Annotated in this window: 15 protein-coding genes; 10 read left to right on the top strand and 5 right to left on the bottom strand. The window is 34.8% G+C overall.

The features are described from left to right. The first annotated feature begins 27 nt into the window (after positions 1–27). From ACPF9A_RS06260 to ACPF9A_RS06280, 5 genes are all read left to right on the top strand, one after another. The gene (locus ACPF9A_RS06260) at positions 28–759 is read left to right on the top strand and encodes a phospholipase D family protein (RefSeq protein ID WP_424002665.1); all 732 of its coding nucleotides are present in this window, start codon (positions 28–30) and stop codon (positions 757–759) included. Positions 760–1,078: 319 nt separating this feature from the next. Next, positions 1,079–1,843 carry a hypothetical protein gene (locus ACPF9A_RS06265; protein ID WP_424002667.1) on the top strand — a complete coding sequence of 255 codons (765 nt, stop codon included), beginning with the start codon at positions 1,079–1,081 and terminating at the stop codon, positions 1,841–1,843. Between the two features lie 2 nt (positions 1,844–1,845). After that, positions 1,846–4,281 carry a DEAD/DEAH box helicase gene (locus ACPF9A_RS06270; RefSeq protein ID WP_424002669.1) on the top strand — a complete coding sequence of 812 codons (2,436 nt, stop codon included), beginning with the start codon at positions 1,846–1,848 and terminating at the stop codon, positions 4,279–4,281. Positions 4,282–4,351: 70 nt separating this feature from the next. Next, positions 4,352–4,846, top strand: coding sequence for a hypothetical protein (locus tag ACPF9A_RS06275; RefSeq protein WP_424002671.1), 495 nt, complete (start codon positions 4,352–4,354; stop codon positions 4,844–4,846). Between the two features lie 45 nt (positions 4,847–4,891). Beyond that, a complete protein-coding gene (locus tag ACPF9A_RS06280) occupies positions 4,892–5,428 on the top strand; it encodes a DinB family protein (RefSeq protein ID WP_424002673.1) in 537 nt (178 codons plus the stop codon). A gap of 5 nt (positions 5,429–5,433) precedes the next feature. Here ACPF9A_RS06280 and ACPF9A_RS06285 read toward each other — a convergent pair whose 3' ends face one another. Continuing rightward, positions 5,434–5,568, bottom strand: coding sequence for a hypothetical protein (locus tag ACPF9A_RS06285; protein ID WP_299800670.1), 135 nt, complete (start codon positions 5,566–5,568; stop codon positions 5,434–5,436). Positions 5,569–5,744: 176 nt separating this feature from the next. Between ACPF9A_RS06285 and ACPF9A_RS06290 the strand changes: the two genes are divergently transcribed. The 4 genes from ACPF9A_RS06290 to ACPF9A_RS06305 all read left to right on the top strand — a co-directional run bounded on the left by ACPF9A_RS06290 (position 5,745) and on the right by ACPF9A_RS06305 (position 9,882). Continuing rightward, complete coding sequence (locus ACPF9A_RS06290; protein WP_424002675.1) at positions 5,745–6,986, top strand: DUF2130 domain-containing protein; 1,242 nt, start codon at positions 5,745–5,747, stop codon at positions 6,984–6,986. Between the two features lie 151 nt (positions 6,987–7,137). Next, positions 7,138–7,443 (top strand): immunity 53 family protein, encoded by a 306-nt coding sequence (locus tag ACPF9A_RS06295; protein WP_424002677.1) that lies wholly within the window; start codon positions 7,138–7,140, stop codon positions 7,441–7,443. Positions 7,444–7,722: 279 nt separating this feature from the next. Then, a complete protein-coding gene (locus ACPF9A_RS06300; protein ID WP_424002679.1) occupies positions 7,723–9,570 on the top strand; it encodes a cation:proton antiporter in 1,848 nt (615 codons plus the stop codon). A 30-nt stretch (positions 9,571–9,600) separates the two neighbouring features. Further along, positions 9,601–9,882 carry a hypothetical protein gene (locus tag ACPF9A_RS06305; RefSeq protein ID WP_424002681.1) on the top strand — a complete coding sequence of 94 codons (282 nt, stop codon included), beginning with the start codon at positions 9,601–9,603 and terminating at the stop codon, positions 9,880–9,882. A gap of 7 nt (positions 9,883–9,889) precedes the next feature. Here ACPF9A_RS06305 and ACPF9A_RS06310 read toward each other — a convergent pair whose 3' ends face one another. From ACPF9A_RS06310 to ACPF9A_RS06320, 3 genes are all read right to left on the bottom strand, one after another. Then, positions 9,890–10,651, bottom strand: coding sequence for a LytR/AlgR family response regulator transcription factor (locus tag ACPF9A_RS06310; protein ID WP_424002683.1), 762 nt, complete (start codon positions 10,649–10,651; stop codon positions 9,890–9,892). Continuing rightward, positions 10,648–11,682, bottom strand: a complete 1,035-nt coding sequence (locus ACPF9A_RS06315) for a sensor histidine kinase (RefSeq protein WP_424002685.1) — start codon at positions 11,680–11,682, stop codon at positions 10,648–10,650. The genes ACPF9A_RS06310 and ACPF9A_RS06315 overlap by 4 nt, the downstream gene beginning before the upstream one ends. A gap of 120 nt (positions 11,683–11,802) precedes the next feature. Further along, the gene (locus ACPF9A_RS06320; protein ID WP_424002687.1) at positions 11,803–12,186 is read right to left on the bottom strand and encodes a hypothetical protein; all 384 of its coding nucleotides are present in this window, start codon (positions 12,184–12,186) and stop codon (positions 11,803–11,805) included. Between the two features lie 215 nt (positions 12,187–12,401). Here ACPF9A_RS06320 and ACPF9A_RS06325 point away from each other — a divergent pair, with 215 nt between their 5' ends. Next, entirely contained in the window at positions 12,402–12,896 is a 495-nt protein-coding gene (locus ACPF9A_RS06325) for a heme-binding domain-containing protein (protein ID WP_424002689.1), read from the top strand. A 43-nt stretch (positions 12,897–12,939) separates the two neighbouring features. Here the strand turns inward: ACPF9A_RS06325 and ACPF9A_RS06330 are convergent, their stop codons facing one another. Then, entirely contained in the window at positions 12,940–15,255 is a 2,316-nt protein-coding gene (locus tag ACPF9A_RS06330) for a glycoside hydrolase family 113 (RefSeq protein ID WP_424002691.1), read from the bottom strand. Between the last annotated feature and the right edge of the window lie 291 nt (positions 15,256–15,546).

A 15,546-nucleotide genomic window follows, 5' to 3' on the forward strand; every position in this document is an offset into this window, starting at 1 on the left:
TATAAATAATTATATAAAAACAAACAAATGGCAAAATTTTTAGACACTACGGGTGTTTCATATCATTTAGAACAATTAATAAAAAACACACAAGAGCAACTGATTTTAATTAGTCCTTATCTTCAGTTTCATAAAAGAATAAAAGACAATTTAGAACACCTACATATTCAAAAAAAAGACATTAGAATTATCTATCGCGAAAATAAACTTCAAGTTGAAGAAAGTAATTGGTTGGAAAGCCAAATAGGAATTAGAACAAGTCTTTGTAATTCACTCCACGCAAAATGTTATTTAAACAAAAAAGAAGCCATTGTTACTTCTATGAATTTATATTCTTTTTCCCAACAAAATAATGACGAGATGGGAATTTATGTAACCAAAGAAGAAGACGAGGAATTGTATAATGAAATCAGCAAGGAAGTTCAAAGACTTTTAACTATAAGTGAGGAAATACGAGTTTCTGTAAAAAAAGTAGATAAAGACATTGAAAAACAATCCGAAAAAACAATTTCAGAGATTGTTCAAACTAAAGATAATTCAAAATCAAAACTTTTAACAACAAAGGAATTATCCCAATTAACTGGTTTAAGTAGTCGAAAAGTAAATAGTTGGTTTTCCGATAAAAAACTGATGTACAAAAAAGAAGACGATTGGATTACAACTAAACAGGGAAAAGAAGTAGGCGGTATTGAAAAAAGTGGGCAATATGGAAAATTCGTTGTTTGGCCAGAAGATATTGCAAAACACATTGTGGAATAAAACCCACAACCAAAAAACGCAACTCTCCCCTCTTGGGAGGGGATTAAGGGGTGGGTGCTACGGTGTACTAACTTCAACTACAAAAGCAGCTCTTTATATTCTCTTTACTCCCCTCTAATTTTTCTTACAGTTTTACGGAAACCCGTAAGAAAATATACCGCGAAATTTTTATATTGCAGTACCAAGCAAAGTACTCTCCCCCACTCACTTTTGCAGCAAAATTTTACAAAATAGCTAAAATTACTAATGTCTATATTACTTAATATAAATACTAGTTTCTTTATACAATTGTTAGAAACAAACTAAGTACAATATATAATTGACTAAAATATTTAAAATACCACCAATCAGTTTAGGGAATAATAATTTCATTCATATAATTGAAATTGAAACTATTGATCAGGACTTTGGCAACTTTATAAATGAAAAAATAGGACTAATTACTGAAGGATCTACAGATACCGAAATCCCAAAGATTAAAACAAGGTTATATGAATTTCTTCAACGTAAAAAGGGCACTACTATTGAAATGGGTGCAGTAGCTGAATTCATGGTTCACTTGTATATGAATGAAAATGGTTTCAAGCAGGAATTCGTTTTTTTTAATTTGGAAGAAAGATCAATCAAGAAAGGATTTGATGGTTATTACACAATTAATAATGAAGAATGGATTCTTGAAAGTAAGTCCGGCAGTATTTCCACATCAGGTATAAGCCATAAATCTAAATTCCTTGAAGCCTATTCAGATTTAGAAAAGAAAGTGAAAGATTCTGAAGGAAATAATCCATGGAGAAACGCATACAATCATGCTTGCCATCGACCGGTTGAAAGTGCCGAAGATATTATCAAGAATTTAAAAACGCTTGCAGAAGATTTTGATAGTGGTGTTTATAAAAAAATTGAAAATTTAAACTTGTTGCCTGCAACAACAATATTTCTTGAGGGGAATTGGAATTATATAGACCAAATAACTTTGATAACTGATATTAAAACAGCACTCACCAAAAAAAAATTTAAGGGTATAAATATTTTATGTATTCATAATAAGTCTCTCGAACTTTTAGAAAATTTTTTGACCACTTAATCATGAATAAGCAAGTAAAAGCAAAACTGACAAGAATCGGGAAAACAGAGAAATTTCAATCAGTTTTTCAAAAACTTACAACTAATAATGAGCTTACCTATGATGAGAAATCTTATGCCTTAGCTACCGCAATATTGTTTATTCGTCATTACGAAAAAAACAGGAGCTATAAAACCTATGCAGATATTGCATACTATATTATTCTCAAATATTCTCATAAATATAAAGACTACGAGCCACTCTACGATTTTTCCATAAACTTTGGATTCTTCCCTATTGTTCAAGCTCTTTTAAATGAAGAGTTGCATGAAGAAAGTAAATTGCTAGAACTTATTGTTAATTATAGATTAAGTGAATTCAAAAATTCCAATAATTATATAGAAACTCTCGAGCAAAATATACAGAGTAACAACTTTTTAGAGGATAATGCAAATGAAAAAGCATACTTGGCACCTACCTCTTTTGGTAAAAGTTCAATAATAATTGATTATATAAAGAATAATCTCAGTAAGGATTCCAACGTGGTCATTGTTGTCCCTACAAAGTCACTCTTAATGCAGACTTATCAAATGATAAGAAATGCAAATTTGAATAGAAGAATTATCATACATGATGAAATGTATAATTCAGAAAAAAACTTTGTAGCAATTTTCACACAAGAAAGAGCTTTAAGACTTTCGAATAGAAGGAATGTAATTTTCGATACTTTAATAATAGATGAAGCTCATAATATTTTGAAAGGTGGTAATGATAATAGACAAATTTTACTTTCAAGACTTATTGCTCGCAACTTAAATAATAATCCAACTCAAAAAGTCGCATACCTGTCTCCATTAATTAATGACATTTCAAACCTTCGTATATCCAAAAATCAAAACATAACTCCGCATCAAATACATTTCAATATAAAAGAACCAGAGATTTTTGAGCTAACAGTAAACTTTGACAAATTTCAATATAATCGCTTTGTAAATCAATTTTATCACTTAGAGTCTAATGTTCCGAACAAGTACAATTATATCTTGAGTAATTCTTTATTTAAGAACTTCATTTATGAAAATTCCCCTAGGAATATTGAATCAGAAGCTAAATCACTTGCTGAACACCTGCCGATTATAGAAAATGACAATGCAATAAACAATTTATTAGATGTACTAAAACAAGAAGTTCATAAAGATTTTTTCGGAATCAAATATTTGAAAAACGGTATTATTTATTTGCATGGAAAACTTCCTGATATAATTAAGGAATATTTAGAAAGTAAGTTCAAGGAAATATCTTCTATCAAATTTTTGGTTGCTAATTCTGTAATTCTTGAAGGGATTAACTTACCAATTGACTCCCTATTTATATTAAATACTTACCGTCTTTCAGGTAAAGAACTAATTAATCTAATTGGCAGAATAAACAGGCTTAACGAAATTTTTAATTCTGAATATTTAGAACTGAGCAAATTACTGCCTAAAGTACATTTTATAAACAAGAAAGAATATGCTGATGGTCACAACAGTAAAATACAATTATTAAGAAGTAGAATTTTTGAAGACAAAGTTGATAATCCAACACTTGAAGCATTTGATGATTCTAATTTAAGCCCTTCAGAAAAGGAGAAAATAGATAGTCTTTTAGAAAATGAATCTATGCTATTAGAAATACAATCTACAACTCAGGAGAAACTAAGGCAATACCTAATTGAATCTGGAATCATTAATTATTATATAGATATAGATTCGTTTATAAATACTTTTTTAACCATTTCTGGGACAATTAAGAATGGAGAGAATACAGCATGGGACTCTTTAAACACAATTGAAAAAGTCAGTATGGTTTTCATAGAACCCCATGAGGTTTCTGATTATGAATTTAATAGATTAAGAAATCAAGCAGCTAGGAATTATTACCATAACTACATTACGTATTCTAGAAAAGAAGCTTTCAATCAACGTGTGATATCTCATATTAAGTATTTTAAGGAGCTAGCAAATTATGAAAATGCTCAGCAAAGACTACTTTATGTAGGGAAATCCTATGGAGAAACTTCTTATGAAAATGACGTTAATAGTCCTTACAAAAATTATATAGATCTAACTTCCAAATCACATGAAGAAGTAGTTAATCTGGCTATTGTTAAATTAAAGATGGAAGATGATTTTCTAAGTTTTAAATTTAATCGATTTGTTGTAATGCTTTTTGATTATGAGCTAATATCTTCAGATGAGTATCATAGTTTCATTTACGGAACAACAGATCAAAAGAAAATTGCATTAACGCGAAGTGGTTTAACGATGAGTCTAATTGGTAAATTAGAAGGTGATAATCAAATGTCTAATATTGAGTTTGATTCATATAACAACCTTACAGCTAATGATGCTTTCCGAGAATACCTTACAACTTTAAATGATTTGAATAGATATGAAATGGAAAAATACATATTATAATACTGCAAGCAAATTGCATAGCACCCTTAGTGATGCTAAGACACCACACAAAAAATATTTAAAAATCTAAATGAAAACGACCCTCACAACACTACTTTTCATCCTTCTCCACTTCAACAGCTTCTCCCAAGATAGGTTCATCAAATTACCACAGGCAGCAAAAATCAATTGCCCAATGCTATTGGTAGATGATACTATTATTGCCAATAATCATATCATAGCTTCAAAAGAAGATATTACCGAGGTACGTGTGCTAAAAGGGAAACCCACACGAGCAACACATGACTTTTACAATCTGAGTGAAAACGGTATTGCATTAGTGACTTTAAAGAAAAAAACAGCCTCTAAAACTCAAGCTGAGCTCAATACCTTTTTTAATTTAAATGCGAACAATAGCGTTTATGTAAATGGGTATTTAATAGAATCCCCTATATACAAATTCGCAACCGAAAGTATGGTTGAGGTAGAGTTGGTAACACCTACTACCGAAAATAGACTAGAACAAAAAGTCATCAATATTTGGACATTAACACAAGATGAAAGGGTTAATGGATGTAAACAGTAATAAAAGAATTAAATTTAATTGCTAATCATCTCATCATCAATCATCATGAAAAAAACAATCACAGTTATTACCTTCATCCTATTTACAACAACTTGTCTTTTTGCCCAACAAGACAAATTCATTGACGACTCAATAGAGCGAATAGAAAACTCCCGCAAATACTTATTACTGGTAGCCGATATGATGCCAGAGGAAAAGTATGGGTTTAAAGCAACAGATGAATCCTTAAGTTTTTCAGAGAATTTAATGCATATTGGGTATGCCTTAGATTGGCACAGCCAGTCGCTCATAGGCGATAGAGAAGCACGCGTGTACCAAACGGACACCATTTTTAAACCTGCCAACAAAACTAAGGCTGAAATGATGGCACGTATAGACCAAACGTTTAACGAAGCCATTGCGCTTTTACAAGATGTTGAAGCCGCAGAATTAGATATTGAACTAGACTATTTTGGATCTACCAGAAGTAAGCGACAAATTTATATGCTATTGGCAGACCATATTACACACCACAGAGCACAAATGCTGGTATCTATGCGATTAAATGGGCTGGTGCCGCCTAGGTATGTGTTGTATCAATAAGAAACTTACTCTTGCTTTTTCTTATCGTTCTTCATTAAATTTAGAACAATAAGTACAAGGCCTAAACATACGGCTGCAAAAATGGCGATTAGAATTACGCCATAGCTCCAATTAACAAGAGGTATCATCTGTGATATCATAGGTCGGGTATTTTAGAGCAACAAAAATAGAATGAAGTTGCAAGGCATCATATGACAATTGTCAGGAAATCAAAATACTACACAACTATTCAATTTTCATTTCATTTGAGTATGCCTAAACGTTGTAGGCTTGGTACGGGTTATGTATTTTTATAGTTGAATTTGGTATGTTATAAATGATGGTAGATAAAATTAAGTGTCCCAATTGCGCACATGAGTTTGATGTTGAAGAGGCGTTGTCCGGTAAAATGCAGGCGCATTTTAAGGCTGAATATGAGCGTAAAGTAGCAGAGCAGGCAGAAATATTCAATAAAGAGCGTGATAAGCTCGCTATTGAAGTAGAAGAATTCGAAAAGAAAAAAGAGAAAGAAAACGAGCTTTTTAAAGAGAAGCTTGCACAACGACTTGCCAAAGAGTCAGAAAAAATACAACAGCAGACTAACGAATCTTTTGAGCAAAAGTTAAAAGCGCTACAAGAAGAGAACGAGAAAAAGAAAGAGGAAAATAGGGCTTTACGTTCGCAAGAAATAGATTTACTGAAACGGGAGAATGAGCTTAAAGAAAAAGCGGAGGACCTAAAGCTGAACGTGCAAAAAGAATTGCTAGAAAAGCAGACCGAAATCGAAGAGAAAGCCAAGGCCAAAGAGCGCGAGTCTATGGCGATGAAAGAAAAAGAATACCAAAAGCAGCTTGACGACCAAAGAAAGCTTATTGATGAAATGAAGCGCAAAGCCGAACAAGGTTCTATGCAAATGCAGGGCGAGGTGCAAGAATTGGCTTTAGAAGAGCTGTTACGTGCCACCTACCCTTTTGATGATATAGATGAAATAGGCAAGGGCGTACGTGGTGCAGATTGTGTGCAAACGGTTATTAACTCATTACAGCAGACCTGTGGTTCTATAGTTTATGAGAGTAAGCGTACCAAGAACTTTAGTAACGACTGGATCAATAAATTAAAGCAGGATCAGATTAATTGTAAGGCTGATATTGCGGTGATCGTAACCGAAACTTTTCCGCCAGATATGGATCGCTTTGGAGAGAAAAACGGAGTTTGGATCTGCGGATTTAACGAGGTAAAAAGTGTATCGCTTGTACTACGTGAATTGCTGCTTAAAACACAATCTATTAAATCTTCGGATGAAAATAAAGGTGATAAGATGGAGCTGCTATATTCTTACCTTACCAGTAATGAGTTTGTACAGAATATTAATAGAATTATAGAGAACTACGATTCTATGATCAAGCAACTGAACTACGAGAAGAAAGCAGCATTCAAGAATTTTGCAGTTCGTGAGAAACAAATTTGGGGCGTTCAAGAAAATATCAACGTGCTATTCGGTTCTATTAAAGGGATTGCGGGTAATGCGTTATCTACTTCTACCATTTTAGAATTACCGGATGCGGAGATAGACGATTAGTGTTTAGTTGTTGGTTGTTGGTTGTTGGTTGTTGGAAATTAGAATTTCCATGTACACAGCCAAATTTCAGCTGGAAATCATTTATAAAGTTCCTGAAGACCTATATTAGCACATTACAAAAACACGACCTAGGTACACTTACGCATACACTATGGATATTTTAGATTGGATACAAGATTGGTTTACAGATAATTGCGATGGCGATTGGGAAAGTAGTGATGCTATTCAAATAAACACATTGGATAGACCGGGATGGGAAGTTGAGATTAATATTTCGAACACATCTATAGCCACTATGAACCTCGAATGGATCTTGAACGAAACGAGTAAAGAGGATTGGTACGGAGTTAAAATAGCAGATCAAAAATTTACTGCTGCAGGTGACCCTCACAAACTAAAATTTTTGCTAGGTCTTTTTAAAGAGATGATCGATAAGATAGAAAATCAACAAGAGTAACCCTTCGATTTTACCTTTCCTCATATACCAGTAAAAAAAAATTCCGTTGAATCCCACTGTCCTTTTTACAGTGCCGCTACACTTCATCAACAGGTAACCTAAGTGAGAAATATATTTCATCTTGGCGTATATATTACAGTAGATTTATAGTTGCTTATTCACTAAGTTTAATACATGGTTTTGACATCTTTTTAGACCGCAAAACCGTATATAACAATCAACTAAGGGTGAACGGCAAATCGGTTGCATTTTACCAGAGCGTTGCAAAATGCACACGATATGATTTCATTGCTTACCATTGAAACCAGCTTGCCCTTTACCAATCCGGTATTGAAATTTCTATTGATACTATTTATTATTCTGTTCACTCCCATTCTATTAAATAAAATAAAAATACCTGCCTTGCTAGGGCTTATCATTGCTGGTGCAGTTATTGGTCCGAACGGATTTAATTTAATGGAGCGCGATAGTGGAATTATACTTTCGGGTACTGCAGGGCTACTCTATATTATGTTCCTTGCCGGATTGGAAATAGACCTGGCAGATTTTAAAAAAAACAGTAAAAAAAGTATCGTTTTTGGTCTTTATACCTTCATTATCCCCATGGTATTGGGCATCTTCGCAGGACTATATCTGTTAGAGTTTTCTATGGCGACTTCGGTACTTTTGGCGAGTATGTTCGCTTCGCATACCTTAATCGCATATCCGCTCATTAGTAAATTGGGGGTAGCTAAAAATAGGGCGGTGAATATTACTGTCGGTGGCACCTTAATAACCGATACGCTAGCGCTTTTGGTACTTGCCGTTATCGTAGGTATGAATACGGGCGAAGTAAACTTAGCTTTCTGGCTGAAATTATCGATATCTATTCTAATTTTTGGTGCCACGGTTATGCTGATTTTTCCCATTATTGGTCGATGGTTTTTTAAAAGATTCGATGATAATATCTCGCATTACATTTTTGTACTGATGATGGTATTCTTAGGTGCCTTCTTAGCAGAAATTGCAGGTATAGAAGCTATAATAGGGGCATTTTTAACGGGTTTGGCACTCAACAGACTTATACCGCATACTTCGCCCCTTATGAATAGAATTGAGTTTGTGGGCAATGCTATTTTTATTCCCTTCTTTTTAATCGGTGTAGGTATGTTGGTCGATTACAGGGCGTTCTTTAAAGATTTTGAAACTATCAAAGTCGCTATCATTATGATTATTATTGCCACGACAGCAAAATTTTTAGCGGCATGGCTTACCCAAAAAACATTTCACTTTTCGGCCGATGAGCGTAGATTGATCTTTGGTCTAAGTAACGCCCAAGCCGCTGCTACACTTGCTGCAGTTTTAATCGGTTATAATTTAATCATTGGCACAACAGCTGCCGGCGAACCTATTCGATTGCTGAACGAGAGTATTTTGAACGGCACTATTTTAATGATTCTATTTACCTGTACCATCGCTTCTTTCGTAGCACAAAAAGGTGCTAAGAACATTGCCTTATTAGAGCATTCTGATACCACTACCGACGAGGAAGACTACTTAGAGAAAATATTGATTCCCATAAATAATAGCGACACCATTGATGACCTATTGAATTTAGGCATTACCGCAAAATCGAAACAGAACAAAGAAGGTCTTTTTGCCCTTAGTATCGTTGATGATTATGAAACGGGGAGCTCTGCCGAAAAGCATGCGCGTAAAATTCTTGGGCATGCCGCTGTTACCGCTTCTGCAACCGATAACACCTTGCACCAATTACTGCGCTACGATATTAATATTGTCAACGGCATTTCGAATGTTACCAAAGAACATAAAATTACCGACCTTATATTGGGGCTGCATGTAAAGAGAAATCTGTCCGATTCTTTTCTGGGGAATTTGACCGAAGGTATTCTGTCGAGATGTAACCCCACTACCCTAATCTACAAACCTACACAGCCTTTTAGCACCCTAAAAAGACACGTAATTATTGTACCTGAGCATGCCGAAAAAGAAATCGGATTCTCATTATGGCTGAAAAAACTGTGGAACATTGCCCAAAATTCAAGTGCTAAACTGGTCTTTTTTGCCTCGGATGAAACTAAAATTGCCATCGATACCTTGCAGTTAAAACATCCGGTAGTTTATTAATACCACCATTTTAAAAACTGGAACGATTTTTTGGTACTTAAAAATGAAATTCTAAAAGATGACAACCTGGTAATTGTGCTCAGCCGTAAAAATATGCCTTCGTACGACCCCAATATGAGTAAAATACCAACCTACCTAAATACGTATTTCAACAAGAAGAGCTACCTTTTAATTTATCCTAAGCAAGCGGGCGTTAAAGATACATCACCCATTAATTTGACTAACCCAACATTATTAGAGCCTTTCGATAAAATGGATGAAATAGGGCAAACGATATCAAATATCTTTAGAAAAAAGAAACCGAAAAAATAAGAAAACCCTAAGAGTTCATCCAATTTTTAAACTCCGTCGCTTTTGCCTTGCTCACCACAATTCGCTCGCTACAAACCGGGTGTACGTCGACCAATAACTTGCTATTGAAATGTAATTTTATGGTAACAATAGCTTCCCGGCGGACTATAAACTGTCGGTTTGCCCTGAAGAACACCGAAGGATCTAAAGCTTCTTCGATATCTTCTAACTTCACATCTAGTACAAACGAACGCTCTTGCACGGTTACCGCTTTTACAACACCGGTATCAATAAAGAAATATGCGATATCGGCAGTTTTAACCGGCACTAATTGGTCGCCCACACTTACTAAAAAAGTCTTTTTAAAATTCTCTGCCTTGGTCTGTATGAGTTGTAAAAGGCTGTTCATTTGTACCTCATCGAAACCCTTTTTAAGGTTCAATGCATCAAAACGATCTAAAGCATCTGATAATTCTTCTTTATCGATTGGTTTTAATAAATAGTCTATGCTGTTCACCTTAAATGCTTTTAAGGCATATTGGTCATAAGCGGTAGTGAATATAATAGGAATATCGATTTCGACTTGTTCAAAAATTTCGAACGAGATGCCATCTGCCAAATGAATATCCATAAACACCAAAACACCCTCATGCGGATTAGCGAAATAATCTACTGTAGCTTTTACGGTATCTAAAACCTGAATAACCTCAATATCTGCATTGATCCTCGTTAGTAAATACGAAAGGTTATCGCTTGCAGCTAGCTCGTCTTCAACAATAATTACTTTCATGCCAAGGGTTTTAAAGGTAATTCTACTTTAAAAACATCATTATCGGTACTGACCAACACTTCTTTCTTCAATAAAAGCAAATACCGCTTTTTAAGATTATAGAGTCCCGTGCCCATGCCTTCTGCCATCGTACTTCGCGTACGAATTGGGTTTTCTACGAACAACGAACCTCCGCTAGAATACACCTTGACCGTTAATGGGTTGGTCGATGATATTTCGTTATGCTTTACCGAGTTTTCTACTAATGACTGCAAAGCCAATGGCGGCACTTCACAATCCATTAAATTGGCATCGATATTCACCTCTATTTGTATACGATCACGATATCGGGTCTGCATTAAAAAAGAATAGCTATCTAAAAATTTCAATTCGTCTTTTATCGGTACCAAATTAGTCTCCCCACTCTGTAAAATATAGCGATACATATATGACAGTTTGTTTACAAACTGGGTCGCCTGGTCATTTTCACGTACTAGCGACGATAACGAATTTAGCGAATTGAACAAAAAGTGCGGATCGATCTGGTTTTTTAAAGCCGATAGTTCGTTCTCTAAATTTTGCTGCTTTAATTGCTCGTTCTCTATTCTACTTTCTTGCTTATCGGTACTTACACGAAGTAACCTGGCAATAAAATAAAGAACGATAGAAAGATTAATAATCGTAAATCTGACAAAACCAGTCTCTCGAGGATCTAATGGTCTCCCGTTAAAAATAGGATATAGGGCATGTATTAAGTAGATCCCTATTAAAAGTACCACAACATTCATGATAAAAATAACACCCAACTTCACAAAAGTGGGCCATTTGTAGGCATCAAAATCTATATTGGCATTTAATTGTAAAACGGAATAAGAGAAACAAATGAAGAAGATATAACGATATAGAAAATCTGTAACCCAAGTAAAGGAAAAATCTAAATTGCCCTCCATAATACCATTATATAAATAAATGGTTTTTGGCAATGATACCAGTATACCTAATAATAGGGCAGTTTTAATAACTTCCCCTTGTTTCACCTTTGTTATGGCCATGTAACTACTTTGTAATGGTACTTCTCAAATGTACCTAATAAAATTTTTATATCTAAAACACGTAAAAAGCCGGTCTTCACCGAAGCGAGGACCAACTTTAATTTAAACTACACAAACTTTTTAAAGTGCATATACATCAAAATCTGATGGCAAATATGCCGCTGTATCAAACCCTAAATCCACTTCTTCTTCGCTCTCGAATACTTTAAAATCTTGCTCGGTCAATTCTGCACTTGCATACGCATCGAATACTATTGGTAAATATTCAAAGGCATCAAAACCTAAGTTTACTTCCTCATCAATTTCTACTACCCTAATATCGTTTGGGTTTAATTTATCGTTCTCTAAAGACGTTTGTAATTGCGCTTCTAAATCGATTATACAATCATCAAAAAAAGCGGTGATTTCAGCTTTCTCAGCTGTTTTATTTTTTTGTACTCCTTTAAACGAAATAAATGTAACGGCTAAAATTGCTACTGCAGTTACTACTCTAATATTCTTCATTATATATGTTTTTAAGTTTCTAGAATTGTTTTCTATACCCCAAAGATATTCTAGAATATAGCTGACGGATGGTATTAGTGACCCAAACGACTATTTTGACATCTAAAACAGCCTTAGACTATTATGAATTTTTAATAGATTGAAAATGAAGCTTATATACCCATTAAATTGTTTAATTTTAATTGTAATAAATGGAACCTTAAATCAATATCATCATGTTAAAAAAAATAGGAATTGCCGTCGTCATTATTCTAATTGTTATTCAATTTATACGACCGGATAAAAATATTTCTGGTGATGATACTTTTGCCATTGCAACAAAATACAGCATACCAAATGATGTAGAGAATATTTTACAGGTATCTTGTTATGACTGTCATAGCAACACTACAACATACCCTTGGTATTCTAATGTACAGCCTATTGCTTGGTTTTTAGCAGAACATGTAACGGATGGTAAAAAGCACTTGAATTTTTCTGAATTTACCAACAAACCACTATTTGTTCAAAACCATAAACTAGAGGAAACCATAGAAATGGTAGAAGAAAAAGAAATGCCGTTACCATCCTATACTTATTTTGGGCTTCACCAAGATGCTAACCTGACCGATTTACAACGCGATAAAATTATGGTTTGGGCAAATGCACAAATGGACTACTTAAAACAAACGTACCCTGCAGATAGTTTGGCATTCCCGAAAAGAAATTAATGAGCTTTACTTTTAGACGAATGTGAATTGAAAAAGTACTTAATTATTTTGTAAACCATTCGCGAACAGTTTCTTCCGCTAATTTATTATTAGGTGTAAAGGCACTGTTGTGCTCGCCACGGTATTCGATGAAGCTTGGGAATTTCCACCACAGTATACCTTGGCACCAAGGTTCGTTTTGTATGCCCTCAAAGATAATTTCGTAAGCTCTGCGTTGTGCTTCTTCATTTATGGTATCGTCTGCCTCTGCATGCGGATTCTTCCATGGGGTGTCTACACTTCTAAATCCGATTTCTGTAAATACGATAGGCTTTTGAAAACGGTCGTATACTTTTTTAATCTTAGTCTTTATAGTATCAAACTGCAGACGCATCTCTTCATTGGTTGGATTGTCTTTTTTACTTAACGGATAATAGGAATTTAATCCGATAAAATCTAAATCGTTCCAGAACTCTATTTCCTCAAATTCAGCTCCCCAATTGGCAGCATAGGTCAGTTGACCAGAATACAGAGCCCTTGTTTTTTTTATCATTGCTCGCCAGGCATCGGGCTGCGATAAGGTTGCTTTGGTGAATTCGACACCAATACACAAAGCATCCATTTCATGAATTTCAGCCAAAAAGGCGTAGTGGCGTATCCATCGGTAATAGTAATCATGAAACTTGTTCCATTGCGCATCTGTGGGCATATCTATACCACCTGGCCAGCTGCCACCTACATATATTTGAGGTTTTAATAGCGTATACATACCCATGTCGCTTGCCGTAGCAACTGCATGAACTATGGCGTCATCATTTTCACTACCGGCATTATCGCTAAAATGTAGCGGTGTTGGGGTATTTATATCGTTAATACCTGTATAGGGTACAATCGCCATGGCATTACTGCCCATATTCTTTTGCTTTAACAGCGATTCTGTAGCCTTTTTAGAACCATAACCGTTATATATACTGTAGCCTTCATGTGCAAAATTGAAACCTTTGAGATAGGGTAATTTTTTAGATTCTGTTTTTTTCTTCGGATGTTCTTTTGGCAATCCCCTTAAATAATTCTGCCACTTTATCTCTAAACTTTTAATTTCTCGCTCAGAGAGTGATGCATTTTTGTAGCGTTTTAGGTAGTTATCTTTTCCCCAAGTTTTTATTAGAAAATCTGTAAAAGCACCCGCCATACAATCTCTAATAAGTGATGATTCCATCTCCATAAAAGAATTGTCTAACAGTTCTGCAACGGTATACATATTTTCCGATTCTACCAACCTTGCCGACCAATATTTATAACCCTTCATTTGCCAGGTATCGGTGAAATAAATTGGCAATCCTGATGTGATTATATTCTTATAACTCTCACCAATAAGGTTGTGCAGCAACAAAGCATTATCTCTACCGATATTATTATTTTCATAAATTTTATTGACGATAGTATGCACAGCGTTTGTAACCGTATCGAAAGTGGAATGATCGGTATTGCCTGTCATTAAGCCTTTTTCTTCTGTACAGGTATAAAAATTATATGTGATTTTAGGCACATTGTCTTTGCCTACAAAATCAAAAACCCTAATTCTAGAAGCATTTACCTCAATCTGTTTTTCTGATACCTCTGATGTTCGAATTGCATTTTGATGGTCTATAAACTGGTACTCATCGGTATCTAAAACTACTTTAGTACCTGTTGAAAAATTGAAGTATGTAGACCCCTCAATACCCCAATTGGCATTGAAATCGCCCATAACCATTCGCTCTTTATCTTCGTATATTTCGTACTCTAGATTCTGGCGGTAAAAAGATTGCCCCTGTTCTAAAACTTTTTCTGCAAAAAAACTAAACACCTGTTCTGCATCGGTACCTGTTAAAAAGCTGAGCGGTATTTTTGAATCTGCGGGACTTGGATAAAAACTTACCCCTAATACCGAATTGTTATTTTGAACTTCTTTAGTCCCGATTCTAATAGCAGTTTTTGAGACCTGAAAAGGGGTATCGGTTATGTACTTTTTAATCAACCTGTTTTCATCAACAGCGCCCACCAAATACACAATGTTTTTTTTCAATGATTCTTCGCTGACCTCATCTACATTTTGATAGTTCACCTTTACACTTCGCCACGATTTGCTTACTTCTAATACCGATAGATCATGAAGAATATCTTTATACTGCTGTTGTAAGACGGTATCTTTTGCACCGTAAACAACTAGAATCTCTCGTTTATCAAAGAAGCTTCTTCGTAAATCTCTACGGGTAGCAACGGAATCTAAAGTTTCAGAAATTATCTCATTTTCTGCCGTAGGTAAGTATTGCACACCCGCAAAACCGACGATACCTACTACAACAAATAAGGCAACTAACAGATATTTCTTTTTCATAGACCCAATTATCTTCAAAGACTTGTTTAAGATAACAAAACTGCAAACCCTAAATCTACTTATGGCGTTATTTAACTTTTAAAAAGAGGTTTGTGTGGTAGCGTGCTCCAAAATTGTTCTCGATACCTGCCCAACGGCAGGCAGGCATTTTTTTTTGAAAATACCCTATGCTCCTTTCAAAAAACACTTGAACTGAGATTGCGCTTCCGATTCATATATTCTTCTTTGTCTATCTCAAATGTCACTTCGAGTGAGTTTTATGGCACGAAGTAATTTGCCTACCCGCCGTAG

Source organism: Maribacter sp. IgM3_T14_3, assembly GCF_049603095.1.
GTDB lineage: Bacteria > Bacteroidota > Bacteroidia > Flavobacteriales > Flavobacteriaceae > Maribacter.